Here is a 16,086-nt window from a genome sequence, read left to right on the forward strand (position 1 = left end):
CGTCCAGCACCATTTCAGCGGCTTGGACTTTGTATTCTCTTGAGTAAGATTTACGCACTGATTTTGCCTCCAATTGGGCGCCATCATAGCGCCCGATGAAGGTGTCCAAAATCATTAGGCCAGTTCAAGCCCGCTCCCACAAGGATTTTCACCCCTCTCAAGCCTCGTGATGTACCTGTAGGAGCGGGCTTGCCCCGCGAACACCGGCGCAGCCGGTGCCATGCACCGCGGCGCTTGCTTCGCGGGTCAAGCCCGCTCCTACAGGAATCGGGCCTGCGCAACATCGTAGACATCGCTGCGCTCGCGCTTTCCTACAGCGATGACGAGGACGACAACTCTTTCGTCAATGACTCGATACACCAGCCGGTAACCCACCGACCTCAGCTTGATCTTGTAACAACCAGCCATACCCGCGAGCTTGTCCTTATCCACTTTGGGATGAGCCAGCCGCTCCTTCAGCTTTCGTGCAAACTGAAGCTGTAATGCGCCATCGAGCTTGCGAAATTCCTTCCTTGCCCGCAGGTCGAATTCAAGGGTGTAGCTGTTGGTTTCCTTCGGCTTCGGCGATGAGCTCATCGATATCCACTTTTACTGTGGCCCCTCCGCGTCGTTGGCGAACAAGCTTGGCCAGTTGAATGTCGTCAATCAGTTCCATCATCGCCTCGTAGCGCTCGGGGGGCACTGCATAGAACGCCGGTTCGTTGCGATTGAGGATGACCACAGTTTCTCCAGCCGCTTCGCGGATAGTGCCCATAGGGTCTTTTTTCAGGTCGGTTATGGATGCTGCCAGATCGGCGAGAACTGGGAAGGTCATAGTTGTATCAACCCGTGAACATGATAAGTAATAGATTGATATTAGTGCTTGCAAGAGTGCTTTTAAAGGTGTTTTTTGTCGTTTTTGCACAAAAAACCCCGCCATGACGGCGGGGTTGTGGGGCTCAGCGCCTTACTGGCTAACCTGGCTCACCGAGCGCGGTGCCACCGGCTGGTTGTCGTTGGAGATGGTCACCTCCACCCGACGGTTCTGTGCCCGGCCCGAGTTGCTGCCGTTGTCCGCCACCGGGTACTCCTTGCCGTAACCTTGGGCAACGATACGCGCAGGGTCGACCCCGGCGCGTACCAGGGCCATGCGCACGCTGTTGGCGCGGCGCTCGGACAGCGACTGGTTGTAGTTGGCCGAGCCTACGCTGTCGGTGTAGCCCTCGACGATCACCTTGCGCTCAGGGTTTTCCTGAAGGAACTGCGCCAGCTTGGTGATGTTCGGGTAGGCGTTGCTCTTGAGCTCGGCCTTGTTGAAATCGAACAGCACGTCACCGAAGGTTACCAGGGTGCCACGGTCGGTCTGCTTGGCATTGAGGCTGTCCTGCAGCTTCTTGATCTGCGCGTCGCGGGCGTCCAGCTTGGCCTGGGCGCGCTGGGCCGAGGCATTTTTCAGCTCGTTCTCGGCGGTGCGCAGGGCAATGGTCTGCTTGGCCACTTCGACACGCTGGTTGGTCAGGTAGGCCAGTTGGTCGACCTTCTTGGTGTTTTCACGGTCCATGTAGGCCTTGTCGGCCTTGTTCAGCCAGTCTTGGGCGTCCTTGGTTTCAAGGGCCGCGACCTTGCTCGATTGCGGGTCGCTTTGCAGCGCCGAGAAATTGCTGCGGGCCGATTCCAGGTTGGCGTTCGGGTCGTGGGAACAGGCGGCCAGGCCAACGCTCAGGGCCAGCAGGGCGGGAATCATGACGTAGTTGCGCATAGTGTTCATCCTTTGATCGATTGCGAAGGCTTAAGGGGCGAGGCTGCGCTTATTCAGCGCTGCGCAGGCCTTCCTCACGTACGTCCTGGACGCCCTGGCGAGCGTCCTGCACGGCCTTCTGGGCCTTGGCTGCCTGGGCCTTGCGTTCGGCGACGCGCGCGTCCCATTCCGCTTGCTCGGCAAGCAGCTTGGCTTCGTCATACTTCTTGTCGTGCATGGCGATCTCAGCCTTCTTGAACTTGTCCTGGGCCGCTTTCATTTCCACCGCAGCGTACTCGGTACCGCCAGCGCTGACGGCGGAGTTCACCGCAGACTGGGTGACGGCGTACTGCTCGGTGGGCGGGTTGCCTGCACAGCCGGCCAGGACCAGGCTACTGCCCAGGGCCAGCGCGGCCAGCTTGAGCCCGCGCACAGGGATGGATGAGCACTTCTCGGTGCGGGTCTTCATGGTGGTCAGCTCCATTGGATCACTCCTGATAACGACGATGTCCGTAGCAGTCCATCGCTCAATCCCTGGCCTCTGCAGGCGCTTTTTGCAGGGTGCTGCGACACGGCAGGTGTGCAGGGTTTTAGCGTGATGGCTATTGGCTGGGACTTGGGCATTTTTTGAATAGTTCAGAAAAAGTTGCCGAATTCGGCTATCTATTTCTGACTAATCGGTCAGCGGCTTTTGCCTTGAACTTTCAGGTTTCGGTGGGGTATTCCGGGCCCATTGCAGGCCCGGAACAGGAGACGGTGTGGTCAGTTGCCGGTGTCTTCGCCGGCATTGCTCATGTCGTGCAGGTGGCGCCGCGACAGCGCCAGGAAACGCGGCGTAGGGCCCACGTCCTCGAACAAGGGGTCACCTTCCTCATCGGTGGCGATGACCTTGCGGCCCTGTACGTAGGGGAAGCTGGCTTCCAGTTCTTCCAGTGCGGCCGCCACCAGCTCGCCGAGCAATGCCTCGGCGGTGCGCTTGGGGTACATGTCGATCAGGGCGGCCAGGCGTGCCTCGGACTCCAGGTCCAGGTGCAAGGCATGGCCGGTAGGGCTCAGGGTGCCGGCGGCATTCTGTTCCCAGTGCTGGGCGAGTTCGCGGATTTTCATGGTGACCTCTGTCAACGCCATCGAAGGCTGCATTGCATCGGACTGTGCAACATTGACTTTAGTTTGCTTTGCGCATCGCAGCTTGCCAGCACGCCCGGCGTGTGGGCACTCTTGGGGCAGTTGTTTCCTGAGACGAGCGCGGAGCAACCGCGCCTAAGAGAGGACCAATGACCGATATCGATGTGCGCCTGCGTGAAGACGTCCATGTGTTGGGGGAGTTGCTGGGCGACACCATTCGCCAGCAGCACGGCGAGGCGTTCCTGCAGAAGATCGAGGATATCCGCCAGAGCGCCAAGGCCGACCGCCGCGGGCCCGGCGAGCAGCTGAGCTCGACCTTGGCCGATCTGGCCGAGGAAGACTTGCTGCCGGTGGCGCGCGCCTTCAACCAGTTTCTCAACCTGGCCAACATGGCCGAACAGTACCAGTTGATCCGCCGCCGTGATGGCGAGCAGGCCGAACCGTTCGAGGCACGGGTGCTGCCGGAGCTGCTGGCGCGCCTCAAGCAGGCCGGGCACAAGGATGACGCCCTGGCCCGGCAGCTGGCCAAACTCGATATCCAGTTGGTGCTCACCGCCCACCCCACCGAGGTGGCTCGTCGCACGCTGATCCAGAAATACGACGCCATCGCCGGCCAGCTGGCTGTGCAGGACCACCGCGACCTTAGCGCCGCCGAGCGCCAGCAGGTGCGTGAACGCCTGCGCCGGCTGATTGCCGAGGCCTGGCACACCGAGGAAATCCGCCGCACCCGGCCCACCCCGGTGGACGAGGCCAAGTGGGGCTTTGCGGTGATCGAGCACTCCCTCTGGCACGCTATCCCCAGCCACCTGCGCAAGGTCGACAGTGCCTTGTTCGAGGCCACGGGCCTGCATTTGCCGCTGGAGGCCGCGCCCATTCGCTTCGCTTCGTGGATGGGCGGCGACCGCGACGGCAACCCCAACGTGACTGCCGCGGTCACCCGCGAAGTGCTGCTGCTGGCCCGCTGGATGGCCGCCGACCTGTTCCTGCGCGACGTCGATGCCCTGGCCGCCGAGCTGTCCATGCAGCAGGCCAGCAGTGCCTTGCGCGAGCGGGTAGGGGACAGCGCCGAGCCTTACCGGGCCGTGCTCAAGCAGCTGCGCGAGCGCCTGCGCGCCACCCGCGCCTGGACCCACGCGGCGTTGAACAGCAGCCAGCCGGCCAGTGCCGAGGTGCTGGTGGACAACCGCGACCTGATCGCCCCGCTGGAGTTGTGCTACCAGTCGCTGCATGAATGTGGCATGGGTGTGATCGCGGATGGCCCGCTGCTCGACAGCCTGCGCCGGGCCGTCACCTTTGGCCTGTTCCTTGGCCGCCTGGACGTGCGCCAGGATGCCGCCCGGCACCGTGATGCCCTGGCGGAAATCACCGACTACCTGGGCCTGGGCAGCTATGCCGACTGGGACGAAGAACAGCGCATCGGCTTCCTCCAGGCCGAGTTGAAAAACCGCCGTCCGCTGTTGCCGGCGCATTTCAAACCCCAGGCCGATACCGCCGAAGTGCTGGCCACCTGCCGTGAAATTGCCGCGGCACCGGGGGCATCGCTGGGCTCCTACGTGATTTCCATGGCCGGCGCCGCCTCCGATGTGCTGGCCGTGCAATTGCTGCTCAAGGAAGCCGGGCTGACCCGGCCAATGCGCGTGGTGCCGCTGTTCGAAACCCTGGCCGACCTGGACAATGCGGGCCCGGTGATGGAGCGCCTGCTCGGCCTGCCCGGCTATCGCGCCGGGCTGCGAGGCCCGCAGGAAGTGATGATTGGCTATTCCGACTCGGCCAAGGATGCGGGCACCACGGCAGCCGCCTGGGCCCAGTACCGCGCCCAGGAAAATCTGGTGCGTATCTGCCGCGAGCACCAGGTCGAGCTGCTGTTGTTCCATGGCCGTGGCGGCACCGTGGGCCGTGGCGGTGGCCCGGCTCACGCGGCGATCCTGTCGCAGCCGCCAGGGTCGGTGGCGGGGCGTTTCCGCACCACCGAGCAGGGTGAGATGATTCGCTTCAAGTTCGGCTTGCCGGGCATTGCCGAGCAGAACCTCAACCTTTACCTGGCCGCCGTGCTGGAGGCGACCTTGCTGCCGCCACCGCCCCCTGAGCCGGCCTGGCGCGAAGTGATGGACCAGCTGGCCGCCGATGGCCTGAAAGCCTACCGCGCCGTGGTGCGGGAGAACCCGGATTTCGTCGAGTATTTCCGCCAGTCGACCCCGGAGCAGGAGCTGGGCCGCTTGCCACTGGGCAGCCGCCCAGCCAAGCGCCGCGCCGGCGGCATTGAAAGCCTGCGGGCCATTCCGTGGATCTTCGGCTGGACCCAGACCCGCCTGATGTTGCCGGCCTGGCTGGGTTGGGAAACCGCCCTGGGCAATGCCCTGGCGCGCGGCCAGGGCGACCTGCTGGCGCAGATGCGCGAGCAGTGGCCATTCTTCCGCACCCGCATCGACATGCTCGAAATGGTGCTGGCCAAGGCCGATGCCGAAATCGCCAAGGCCTACGACGAACGTCTGGTGCAACCGGGCTTGCTGTCGTTGGGTGCGCAGCTGCGCGACCTATTGTCGCAGTCGTGCCAGGTGGTGCTGGGCCTGACCGGGCAGCAGGTGCTACTGGCGCACAGCCCCGAAACCCTGGAATTCATCAGCCTGCGCAACACCTACCTGGACCCGCTGCACCGCCTGCAGGCCGAATTGCTGGCCCGTTCGCGCAGCCGCGAAGCCGCTCTGGACAGCCCGTTGGAGCAGGCCTTGCTGGTGACCGTGGCGGGTATTGCCGCCGGCCTGCGCAATACCGGTTGAAGCGCATGGGTGGTGCCTGTTCAAGCAGGCATTGCGCGGGCCAGAACAGGGCCAGAGGGGTGGTTGCGCCGGGCGCAACCCCCTGCACCCAAGGGAGCGAATGACGCAATACTGCAACTTTGGGGCGCTTGTCTGGCTGCCGGGCGCTGTGTATCTTGAGCAGCCTTCTGACCGATTTATGGTCATACCCGATTTTCCGGACTTGGCCCTGGTCGCCGAATCCATTGAATTTCATAAAAAAATTTGAGGAGCACGAGATGCGCGTAATTCTGCTGGGAGCTCCCGGGGCCGGTAAAGGTACTCAGGCAAAGTTCATCACCGAAAAGTTCGGTATTCCCCAGATTTCCACCGGTGACATGCTGCGTGCCGCCGTCAAGGCCGGCACCCCGTTGGGCCTGGAACTGAAGAAAGTCATGGATGCCGGCCAGCTGGTTTCCGACGATCTGATCATCAGCCTGGTCAAGGAGCGCATCGCCCAGCCAGATTGCGCCAAGGGCTGCCTGTTCGACGGCTTCCCGCGCACCATTCCCCAGGCTGAAGCCATGGTCGCTGCCGGTGTAGACATCGACGCCGTGGTCGAAATCGCCGTCGACGACGAAGAAATCGTCGGCCGCATGGCGGGCCGCCGCGTGCACCTGGCCTCGGGCCGCACCTACCACATTCAGTACAACCCGCCGAAAGTGGAAGGCAAGGACGACGTCACCGGCGAAGACCTGATTCAGCGCGACGACGACAAGGAAGAAACCGTGCGTCATCGCCTGTCGGTTTACCACAGCCAGACCAAGCCACTGGTGGACTTCTACCAGAAGCTGTCGGCCGCCAATGCCGGCAAGCCGAAGTACAGCCACATCGAAGGCGTCGGCTCGGTCGAGTCGATCACCGCCAAGGTACTGGCAGCCCTGAGCTGATCAGCCTTAGGCTGCACGTCGACAACGGCCCGCTTGCGGGCCGTTGTCGTTTATACTGCCGCTCTTTTCCCCCTGCACCTGGATACCCGTTCGATGACCACCCTGCTGGCCCTGGATACCGCCACCGAAGCTTGTTCCGTCGCGTTGCTGCATGACGGCAAGGTAACCAGCCATTACGAGGTGATCCCGCGCATGCACGCACAGAAGCTGCTGCCGATGATCAAGCAGCTGCTGGCCGATTCCGGTGTTTCGCTCAATGCCCTGGATGCCATCGCCTTTGGTCGCGGCCCGGGTGCGTTTACCGGTGTGCGCATCGCCATTGGCGTGGTGCAGGGGCTGGCATTTGCCCTGGAGCGGCCGGTGCTGCCGGTGTCCAACCTGGCGGCACTGGCCCAGGGTGCGTTGCGAGAGCACGGCGTGCAGCAGGTGGCCGCTGCCATCGATGCGCGCATGGATGAGGTGTACTGGGGCTGCTACCAGGCCCAGGCCGGCGAAATGCGCCTGCAGGGCCAGGAAGCGGTGCTGCCGCCAGAGCGCGTGGCACTGCCTGATGGCAGCAGCGGCGACTGGTTTGGCGCCGGCACCGGCTGGGGCTATGCCGAGCGCCTGGCGGTGCAAGCCAGTGCCAGCAACCTAGCGGCACTGCCCAATGCCCTGGATGTCCTCAGCCTGGCAACCTTTGCCTGGGCGCGTGGCGAGGCAATCGTCGCCGAACAGGCGCAACCGGTTTACTTGCGCGATAATGTAGCTACGCCCAAGGCGCGCTGAGTGCTGTTCGTCGGTTATTGCCGTTTCCGATAAACCTTATGCGCGTTGTGTGGTCCAGTTAGCACTTGAGCATTAGCGACGGAACTCTGATGCTGCTAAATTGCCATCACCGGTTCTGAGTGCTCATCATGCGTATCGACGGTTTTTCATCGCAGTCCTACCCCATCAAGCGCACCCCGCGTAAGGCAGGCCTGCGTGATGAACCCGCCGACGATGCCGACCTGGTCGAGGACATCGAGGCGGCGCCCGAGCCTGCCGCTCGCCGTCGCCCCGCAGGCCTGCCGGCCCGCCAGCAGGACATGGTATTCCCCCGCGCCCGTGACCGGCGCACCGCCACCGCGCTAGCCAGCTACCTGAGCACCGCCGGTTTTACCGATTGGGACATGGAAGTGCTGGGGCTCGACCTGTACATTTGATGGATGAACCCATCACCCCTGCCTTATTTCGTGGGTTGTCCGTCCTGGAGCGAAAACGCCTGGCGTGACTACCTGTACCCCGCCGATGCCACTACCGGCGAGATGCTTGGCTATTACAGCCAGGTGTTCAACGCCGTCGAGGGCAACACCACCTTCTACGCCCGCCCTGCACCTGGCACCATTGCCCGTTGGGCGCAGGTGATGCCTGAGCACTTTCGCTTCACCGCCAAGTTCCCCCGCGACATCAGCCACGAAGGCGACCTGCGCGACCAGCTGGAGCCTGCCTTCGACTTCACCCGCCTGATGGCGCCGCTGGGCCAGCGCGTGGCGCCTTACTGGCTGCAATTGCCGGCCCACTTCAGCCCCGCACGTGTGGGTGAGCTGTGCCACTTTCTTGATGAAATCGGTACGCCGGTGGCCGTTGAAGTGCGCAACCCGGCGTTCTTTGCCAAGGGCGAGGAGGAGCGGCTGCTCAACCGCCTGTTGCACGAGCGCGGCGTGGAGCGTATCTGCCTCGACCCGCGCGCACTGTTCAGCTGTACCTCGCGCGACCCCGCCGTGCTGCACGCCCAGTCGAAGAAGCCCAAGGTGCCACCACGCCCGGCTGCCTTCAGCCAGCACCCCCAGGTGCGCTTCATCGGCCACCCTGAGCTTGCCGCCAATGAACCATTCCTCACGCCCTGGGTGGACAAGGTGGCCGCCTGGATCGAAGCCGGGCTGCGCCCCTATATCTTCCTGCACACCTCGGACAACCGCCTGGCGGCGGCCTTGGCCCAGCGTTTTCACCAGCGCTTGATGGCGCGCCTGCCGGGCCTGGCGCCCTTGCCGGAATTGCCACGCGCCCCCGAGGTCGAACAACTGGGGCTACTCTGACCATTCCCTGACCCCGGAGGTTGTGACCATGGATGTACAAACCCTGCGAGCCGAGGCCTTCAAGGCGCTGCACGAGCGCGATGGCGCCTTCGTCATTCCCAACCCCTGGGATGCAGGCTCGGCCAAGCTGCTGGCCAGCCTTGGCTTCGAGGCATTGGCCACCACCAGTGCGGGCCTGGCATTCAGCCTGGGGCGCCCGGACGCCGAAGGCGCCTTGAGCCTGGACGAAACCCTGGACAATGCTGGCATGATCGTCGATGCCACGCCGCTGCCGGTGGCCGCTGACCTTGAGAACGGCTTTGGCGACCTGCCCGAGGATTGCGCGCAAACCATCCTGCGGGCCGCCGAGGCCGGGCTGGTGGGTGGCTCGATCGAGGATGCCAGCGGCCGCGCCGAGGCGCCGATCTACGACTTCGAATTGTCCGTGGCGCGGGTGCGGGCGGCGGTGCAAGCTGCGCGCAGCCTGCCATTCCCGTTCACCCTGTGCGCCCGTGCGGAAAACCTGCTGCACGGGCGCATGGACCTGGACGATACCATCCTGCGCCTGCAGGCCTTTGCCGAAGCCGGTGCCGATGTGCTCTATGCCCCAGGGCTGCGCAGCGTCGAGGAGGTGCGCGCGGTGGTGCAGGCGGTGGCGCCGAAACCGGTCAATGTGCTGATGGGCATGGCAGGCGTGGCCTTGAGCGTGAATCAGTTGCAGGACCTGGGGGTGCGGCGAATCAGCGTGGGTTCCTCGCTGGCCCGTGCAGCGCTGGGCGCCTTGCAGCGCGCCGCCCTGGAAATACATGACCAGGGAACCTTCAGCTACGGTGAGCAGGGCTTGCCGTTCGCCCAGTTGAACGATCTGTTCCGGCGCTGATTCAGGCGTGTACGCGCACGTTGTTCAGCACCACCGGGCGGGCCCAGTGCATGTCGAACTCCAGGTCGTTCTGTTGCTTGGCCAAGGTCGTGGCGTCGTAAGGTTCCGGCGCCGGGTCTAGCAGGCCCATCTCGAACTCGGCGATGGGCAGGTGCAGTGGGCGTTGGGCGGGGGCTGGGCCAGGTTCGGGCAGTGGCTGGCCCTGGCTCATCACGATCGGGCGCAGCCAGGTGTTGCTGATGTCGAGCTGGCGCTGTTGCTGGATCATGTCGGCCACGCTGAACGGCTCTGGCGCCGGTTCCAGCAGGTTGGCCTCAAGCTCTGCCTTGGGCAGGAACAGCGGCTCGGGCGGGGCGACTATGGTGTCCTGCACGGGGCAGGCGCGTTGGGTTTCGATCATGGCCAGGGCCTTGGCCCCGCCGATCGGCTCGCCGCTTTCCTGGTCGTACTGCACCATCGCCTGGCTGACGCTGTCTGGCGCTTCTGCCTGTTGCTCGGCCATGGCGCGGGCGAAGAAATCCTGCCACAGGTGGCTGACGCCCCCAAGTGCCTGGGTATTCTGCCGACCGTAGTTGCCGACAGGCGACAAATAGGTCAAACCGATGGGAAGAGTATCTGTCATGGCAGTCGCGCGCGTTGTGCTCTGGCAGAATAGCGGGATATTGCCTGTATCGGCCGTTGCCGGTGATTCATTAAGGGCTTCATCAAATTTTTCGAGTGCAGGTTGTGATGGAAGAGCAGGAGCAGGGCACAGGGCTGAGGGTCGAGGCGCTGGCCCCGGAATACACGGCACAGGCCGCGCAATGGGCTGAGCGCCTGGGCTTGCCGCTGGCGGATGACGCTGCCGGGTTTGCCGTGCAGGTGGGCGCCGAAGGCTTGCAGATCCAGCAGCTGGGGCCGCAGGCACCGGGGCCGGTGCGAGTCGATTTCGTCGAGGGCCAGGCGGCCCATCGTCGGCTGTTCGGCGGTGGCAACGGGCAGATGATCGCCAAGGCCGTTGGCATCGCCCAGGGGGTGCGGCCACAGGTGCTGGATGCCACGGCAGGTTTGGGCAAGGACGCCTTCGTGCTGGCCAGCCTCGGTTGCCAGATGACCCTGATCGAGCGCCAGCCATTGATTGCCGCATTGCTGGAAGATGGCCTGGCACGGGCCCGGGGCGATGATGAAGTCGGGCAGATCGTTGGCCGCATGCGCCTGCTCACCGGCAATGCCATCGAGCGCATGCGCGCCTGGGAGGGCGAGCCGCCGCAGGTGATCTACCTCGACCCGATGTTCCCGCACCGGGACAAGAGCGCCCTGGTGAAGAAGGAAATGCGGGTGTTCCGGCCACTGGTTGGCGATGACCTGGATGCCCCGGCGTTGCTGGAGGCGGCACTGGCACTGGCCAGCCACCGGGTGGTGGTGAAGCGCCCGCGCAAGGCGCCGATCATCGACGGGCCCAAGCCGAGCCATAGCCTGGAAGGCAAGTCCAGCCGGTATGACATCTATCCGAAGAAAGCTTTGAAAGCCTGATTGCTTGTACGGGCCTCTTCGCGAGCTTTGCTCGCTCCTACCGGATTTGTGTATGCCTTGGTAGGTGCTCGCGAAGGGGCGGCCCAGGAAAACTCAAGTCCTGAATGCCCGAATGAATACCCCGACCACCTCGCGCACATGCGCCTCGGCTTCATCCCCTTCCAGCGGCCCGGCGCAGCCCAGCAGCAGCCGATAATCCGGCGCGCCCTTGACCAGGCAGAAGAAGTGCTCGGCCGCCTGCAACGGATTTTCAATGCGCAGCAAGCCGCGCTCATCGATGCCGCGCAGCAAGGCTTCCATCCCCGCCAGCACCCGCTTGGGCCCAGCTTCGTAGAAATACTCGCCAAAGCTTGGGTCCAGGCTGCCCTGGGCCATGATCAGGCGGCTCAGCTTGACCGCCTCGTCGCTGCTCACCAGCGCCTGGAAGCTACGGGCAATGGCCAGCAGCACGTCTTCCACCGGTGCCCCTTCGGGGTAGGCGAACAGCATGTCGGGTAGCTGGTTCTGGCAGGTCGCCATCACCGCCGACCCGAACAGCGTCTGCTTGTCGGTGAAGTGGCTGTACACGGTGAGTTTGGAAACACCTGCCGCCGCGGCGACTGCATCCATGCTGGTGCTGGCATAGCCAAGGCTGAGGAACAGGGCCTTGGCGGCTTCGAGGATCGCCTCGCGCTTGGCCAGGTCCTTGGGCCGGCCTGGGCCGATGGGTGCGTCGTGGGACATTGCAATACACATCCGTTTGAAGGGGCGCCCATCTTACCGGCTGTAACGGCTTCCGGCTGCAGGTGACTGCCCTCGTTAATGTCGATTTTCTTTCCGACGCCCGCTTCCCGGCCTCGGTTCCCTGACTTAATATACTCGCCAGTATAAATATTCGATGTGCACCTCGCGAAAGGATTCATCATGTTGCGTCATGCCTTGTCCCTCGCCTTGCCCGCCGCTGCCGTGCTGATGCTCGCGGCCTGTGGCCAGGAAGCCGCCCCACCCGCTGCGCCGCGCCCGGCCCTGGTGGTTCAGCCACAGCCGGCCGAAGCCGCCGCCGACAGCTACCCTGGCGAGGTGCGCGCGCGCCTGGAGCCGGAACTGGCCTTCCGCATTGGCGGCAAGGTTAGCAAGCGCCTGGTCGAGGAAGGCCAGCGGGTCAAGGCCGAGCAGCCGCTGGCCGAGCTGGACCCACAAGACGTGCGCCTGCAACTGGAAGCCAACCGCGCCCAACTGGCCGCCGCCGAAGCCAACCTGTCGCTGGTGCGCGCCGAGCGCGACCGCTACCAGAAATTGCTGGACCGGCAGATGGTCAGCCATTCGCAGTTCGATAACGCCGAAAACCTCTACCGCGCCGGCATGGCCCGCGTCAAACAGGCCAAGGCCGAGTTTGACGTGGCTGGCAACCAGGCTGAATACGCGGTGCTGCGCGCGCCCCAGGCCGGGGTGATTGCCAAGCGTCAGGTTGAAGTCGGCCAGGTGGTGGCTGCCGGGCAGACCGTGTTCACCCTGGCGGCCGACGGTGAGCGGGAAGTTGCCATCGGCCTGCCAGAGCAGCAGTTCGCCCGTTTCGCCGTGGGCCAGGCCGTCAGCGTCGAGCTGTGGTCGCACCCCAACCAGCGCTTCGAGGGGCGTATCCGTGAGCTGTCGCCGGCAGCAGACCCGCGCTCGCGCACCTTTGCCGCGCGCATTGCCTTCACCTCGGCCAAGGCGCCGGCGGAACTGGGCCAGAGCGCACGGGTGTTCATCGCCCATGACGGCGTGATTCCCCTGGCGGTGCCGTTGTCGGCGGTGACGGCGGAAAACGGCCAGGCCTATGTCTGGCGGGTCAAGGCCGACGCGCACCTGGAGCGGGTGCCGGTGCGCCTGGGGGCGTATGGCAGCGAAACCGTGCCGGTGCTCGAAGGCCTGGCGCCAGGCGACTGGGTGGTGGCTGCCGGTGGCCATGTGCTGCGCGAGGGGCAGGCGGTGCGGCCAGTGGACCGCACCAACCGCGTGGTGAACCTGGCGGCCAAGGAGTAAGTCCCGATGGGTTTCAACCTTTCCGCATGGGCGTTGCGCAATCGCCAGATCGTGCTGTTCCTGATGATTCTGCTGGCCGCTATTGGCGCCATGTCCTACACAAAGCTGGGGCAGAGCGAAGACCCGCCGTTCACCTTCAAGGCCATGGTGATCCGCACCCTGTGGCCGGGGGCTACGGCTGAAGAGGTGTCGCGCCAGGTCACCGAGCGCATCGAGAAGAAACTGATGGAAACCGGCGAGTACGAGAAAATCGTTTCGTTCTCGCGCCCGGGGGAGTCGCAGGTCACCTTCATGGCCCGTGATTCGCTGCACTCCAAGGACATCCCCGAGCTGTGGTATCAGATCCGCAAGAAAGTCGCGGACATTCGCCACACCTTGCCGCCGGAAATCCAGGGGCCGTTCTTCAATGACGAGTTCGGCACCACGTTCGGCAATATCTACGCACTGACCGGCCCCGGCTTCGACTACGCCGTGCTCAAGGACTACGCCGACCGTATCCAGATCCAGCTGCAGCGGGTCAAGGACGTGGGCAAGGTCGAGCTGGTCGGCCTGCAGGACGAGAAAATCTGGATCGAGCTGTCCAACCTCAAGCTGGCCACCCTCGGCGTACCGATGCAGGCTGTGCAACAGGCCCTGCGCGAGCAGAACGCGGTGAGCACCGCAGGCTTTTTCGAAACCCCCAGCGAACGCCTGCAGTTGCGGGTGAGCGGGCGCTTCGACAATGTCGACCAGATTCGCCAGTTCCCCATCCGTGTGGGCGACCGCACGCTGCGCATCGGCGACGTTGCCGACGTACACCGCGGTTTCAACGACCCACCCGCACCGCGCATGCGGTTCATGGGCGAGGATGCCATCGGCCTGGCCGTATCGATGAAAGAAGGCGGTGACATTCTGGTGCTGGGCAAGGCCCTGGAAAGCGAGTTCGACCGCCTGGCGCACAACCTGCCGGCGGGCATGGAGCTGCATAAGGTGTCCGACCAGCCGGCAGCGGTGAAAGCTGGGGTTGGCGAGTTCGTCCAGGTACTGGTCGAGGCGCTGGTGATCGTGTTGCTGGTGAGCTTTTTCTCCCTGGGCCTGCGCACCGGCCTGGTGGTGGCCCTGGCCATTCCCTTGGTGCTGGCCATGACCTTCGCCGCCATGCACTACTTCGGCATCGGCCTGCACAAGATCTCGCTGGGTGCGCTGGTGCTGGCGCTGGGCTTGCTGGTGGACGATGCGATCATTGCCGTGGAAATGATGGCGATCAAGATGGAGCAGGGCTTCGACCGCCTCAAGGCGGCCAGCTACGCCTGGACCAGCACGGCCTTCCCGATGCTGACCGGAACCCTGATCACCGCCGCAGGTTTTCTGCCGATTGCCACCGCGGCGTCGAGCACGGGGGAATACACCCGCTCGATCTTCCAGGTGGTAACCATTGCCCTGCTCACCTCCTGGGTGGCCGCCGTGGTGTTCGTGCCGTACCTGGGCGAGCGCCTGCTGCCGGACCTGGCCAAGCTGCACGCCGCCCGGCATGGCAAGGACGGGCATGCGCCAGACCCTTACGGCACGCCGTTCTACCAGCGTGTGCGGCGGGTGGTGGAATGGTGCGTGCGGCGGCGCAAGACGGTGATCGTGCTGACCATCGCGGCGTTCGTCGGCAGCATCCTGCTGTTCCGCTTCGTGCCCCAGCAGTTCTTCCCAGCCTCCGGGCGCCCGGAACTGATGGTCGACTTGAAGCTCGCCGAAGGTGCTTCGCTGGCCAACACGGCCGAGCGGGTGAAACAACTGGAGGCGCTGCTTGCGCAGCAGGAGGGCATCAACAACTACGTGGCCTACGTCGGCAGTGGCTCGCCGCGCTTCTACCTGCCGCTGGACCAGCAATTGCCGGCGGCAAGCTTCGCCCAGTTCGTGGTTCTGGCCAAGTCGATGGATGACCGCGAGCGCCTGCGCAATTGGTTGATCGCCACCGTGGACCAGCAGTTCCCCGACCTGCGCGCCCGCGTGACACGTTTGGAAAACGGCCCGCCCGTGGGCTACCCGGTGCAGTTCCGTATCACCGGCGAGCATATCGAGAAGGCCCGTGCCCTGGCCCGGGAAGTGGCGGACAAGGTGCGCGAGAACCCGCATGTGGTCAACGTGCACCTGGACTGGGAAGAGCCGAGCAAGGCGGTGTTTCTGGACATTGACCAGGACCGCGCCCGCGCCCTGGGTGTAAGCACCGCGCAGTTGGCGAGTTTCCTGCAGAGTTCGCTGACCGGCAGTGCGGTCAGCCAGTACCGCGAGGACAACGAGCTGATCGAGATTCTGCTGCGCGGCACCCAGCAGGAGCGGGGTGAGTTGGCCAACCTCGGCAGCCTGGCGGTGCCCACCGAAAACGGCCAGAGCGTTGCGCTGTCGCAGGTGGCGACCCTGGAGTACGGCTTCGAGGAAGGCATCATCTGGCACCGCAACCGCCTGCCGACCGTGACCGTGCGCGCCGACATCTACGACCAGGAGCAACCCGCGACCCTGGTGCAACAGATACTGCCGACCCTGCAGCAGATCAAGGACAAGCTGCCGGATGGCTACCTGCTGGAAGTCGGTGGCACGGTGGAAGACTCCGAGCGTGGGCAGAAGTCGGTGAACGCCGGCATGCCGCTGTTCATCGTGGTGGTGCTGAGTTTGCTGATGATCCAGCTGCGCAGCTTCTCGCGCACGGTGATGGTGTTCCTCACCGCGCCCCTGGGGCTGATCGGGGTCACCCTGTTCCTGCTGGTGTTCCGCCAGCCGTTCGGCTTCGTTGCCATGCTCGGCACCATCGCCCTGGCGGGGATGATCATGCGCAACTCGGTGATTCTGGTGGACCAGATCGAGCAGGACATCGCCTCGGGGCTGGACCGCTGGCAGGCGATCATCGAGGCCACGGTGCGGCGGTTCCGGCCGATCGTGCTGACCGCATTGGCGGCGGTGCTGGCGATGATTCCGCTGTCACGCAGCGTGTTCTACGGGCCGATGGCGGTGGCGATCATGGGCGGGTTGATCGTGGCCACGGCGTTGACCTTGCTGTTCCTGCCGGCGTTGTATGCGGCATGGTTCAGGGTCAGGAAGGGCTGATGGTTGCGCTGCCGAGCAGGGAGCCGTAACGCAATCCCCGGTAGGAGCGAGCAAC

16 protein-coding genes are annotated in these 16,086 nt (G+C 64.4%); 9 read left to right on the forward strand and 7 right to left on the reverse strand.

What is annotated here, in order from left to right:
- Nucleotides 1-258 precede the first annotated feature (258 nt).
- The 5 genes from F3J45_RS26945 to F3J45_RS26965 all read right to left on the reverse strand — a co-directional run bounded on the left by F3J45_RS26945 (nt 259) and on the right by F3J45_RS26965 (nt 2,824).
- Nucleotides 259-576 (reverse strand): type II toxin-antitoxin system RelE/ParE family toxin, encoded by a 318-nt coding sequence (locus F3J45_RS26945; RefSeq protein ID WP_167070237.1) that lies wholly within the window; start codon nt 574-576, stop codon nt 259-261.
- Nucleotides 530-814 (reverse strand): type II toxin-antitoxin system Phd/YefM family antitoxin, encoded by a 285-nt coding sequence (locus F3J45_RS26950; protein ID WP_167070239.1) that lies wholly within the window; start codon nt 812-814, stop codon nt 530-532. Before F3J45_RS26950 ends, F3J45_RS26945 begins: the two co-directional genes overlap by 47 nt.
- 132 nt (nt 815-946) lie before the next feature.
- Nucleotides 947-1,738, reverse strand: coding sequence for an OmpA family protein (locus F3J45_RS26955; RefSeq protein WP_167070241.1), 792 nt, complete (start codon nt 1,736-1,738; stop codon nt 947-949).
- A gap of 49 nt (nt 1,739-1,787) precedes the next feature.
- Complete coding sequence (locus F3J45_RS26960; RefSeq protein ID WP_167070243.1) at nt 1,788-2,201, reverse strand: DUF4398 domain-containing protein; 414 nt, start codon at nt 2,199-2,201, stop codon at nt 1,788-1,790.
- A 278-nt stretch (nt 2,202-2,479) separates the two neighbouring features.
- On the reverse strand, nt 2,480-2,824 hold the full coding sequence (locus tag F3J45_RS26965) for a pilin assembly protein (protein ID WP_167070245.1): 345 nt from the start codon (nt 2,822-2,824) through the stop codon (nt 2,480-2,482).
- A 167-nt stretch (nt 2,825-2,991) separates the two neighbouring features.
- On the opposite strand from F3J45_RS26965, the gene ppc reads away from it, so the two are divergent.
- From ppc to F3J45_RS26995, 6 genes are all read left to right on the forward strand, one after another.
- Nucleotides 2,992-5,619 carry a phosphoenolpyruvate carboxylase gene (gene ppc, locus F3J45_RS26970; protein WP_167070247.1) on the forward strand — a complete coding sequence of 876 codons (2,628 nt, stop codon included), beginning with the start codon at nt 2,992-2,994 and terminating at the stop codon, nt 5,617-5,619.
- 257 nt (nt 5,620-5,876) lie between these two features.
- Complete coding sequence (adk, locus tag F3J45_RS26975; RefSeq protein ID WP_167070249.1) at nt 5,877-6,527, forward strand: adenylate kinase; 651 nt, start codon at nt 5,877-5,879, stop codon at nt 6,525-6,527.
- Between the two features lie 93 nt (nt 6,528-6,620).
- Entirely contained in the window at nt 6,621-7,295 is a 675-nt protein-coding gene (tsaB, locus tag F3J45_RS26980; protein WP_167070251.1) for a tRNA (adenosine(37)-N6)-threonylcarbamoyltransferase complex dimerization subunit type 1 TsaB, read from the forward strand.
- A 128-nt stretch (nt 7,296-7,423) separates the two neighbouring features.
- On the forward strand, nt 7,424-7,711 hold the full coding sequence (locus F3J45_RS26985) for a hypothetical protein (RefSeq protein WP_167070253.1): 288 nt from the start codon (nt 7,424-7,426) through the stop codon (nt 7,709-7,711).
- A 3-nt stretch (nt 7,712-7,714) separates the two neighbouring features.
- A complete protein-coding gene (locus F3J45_RS26990) occupies nt 7,715-8,584 on the forward strand; it encodes a DUF72 domain-containing protein (RefSeq protein WP_167070255.1) in 870 nt (289 codons plus the stop codon).
- A gap of 28 nt (nt 8,585-8,612) precedes the next feature.
- Complete coding sequence (locus F3J45_RS26995; protein WP_167070257.1) at nt 8,613-9,443, forward strand: oxaloacetate decarboxylase; 831 nt, start codon at nt 8,613-8,615, stop codon at nt 9,441-9,443.
- 1 nt (nt 9,444) lies between these two features.
- Here the strand turns inward: F3J45_RS26995 and F3J45_RS27000 are convergent, their stop codons facing one another.
- Nucleotides 9,445-10,065, reverse strand: a complete 621-nt coding sequence (locus F3J45_RS27000; protein WP_167070259.1) for an energy transducer TonB — start codon at nt 10,063-10,065, stop codon at nt 9,445-9,447.
- A 107-nt stretch (nt 10,066-10,172) separates the two neighbouring features.
- Here F3J45_RS27000 and F3J45_RS27005 point away from each other — a divergent pair, with 107 nt between their 5' ends.
- Nucleotides 10,173-10,955: a class I SAM-dependent methyltransferase gene (locus F3J45_RS27005; protein WP_167070261.1), complete on the forward strand. Its 783-nt coding sequence runs from the start codon at nt 10,173-10,175 to the stop codon at nt 10,953-10,955.
- Nucleotides 10,956-11,048: 93 nt separating this feature from the next.
- On the opposite strand, the gene F3J45_RS27010 is transcribed toward F3J45_RS27005, so the two are convergent.
- A complete protein-coding gene (locus F3J45_RS27010) occupies nt 11,049-11,678 on the reverse strand; it encodes a TetR/AcrR family transcriptional regulator (RefSeq protein ID WP_205300176.1) in 630 nt (209 codons plus the stop codon).
- 180 nt (nt 11,679-11,858) lie between these two features.
- On the opposite strand from F3J45_RS27010, the gene F3J45_RS27015 reads away from it, so the two are divergent.
- Nucleotides 11,859-12,959, forward strand: a complete 1,101-nt coding sequence (locus F3J45_RS27015; protein ID WP_167070265.1) for an efflux RND transporter periplasmic adaptor subunit — start codon at nt 11,859-11,861, stop codon at nt 12,957-12,959.
- Nucleotides 12,960-12,965: 6 nt separating this feature from the next.
- Nucleotides 12,966-16,031, forward strand: coding sequence for an efflux RND transporter permease subunit (locus F3J45_RS27020; protein WP_167070267.1), 3,066 nt, complete (start codon nt 12,966-12,968; stop codon nt 16,029-16,031).
- Nucleotides 16,032-16,086 lie beyond the last annotated feature (55 nt).

The sequence above is a fragment of the Pantoea sp. Ap-967 genome (assembly GCF_011752565.1).
Taxonomy (GTDB): Bacteria; Pseudomonadota; Gammaproteobacteria; order Pseudomonadales; family Pseudomonadaceae; genus Aquipseudomonas.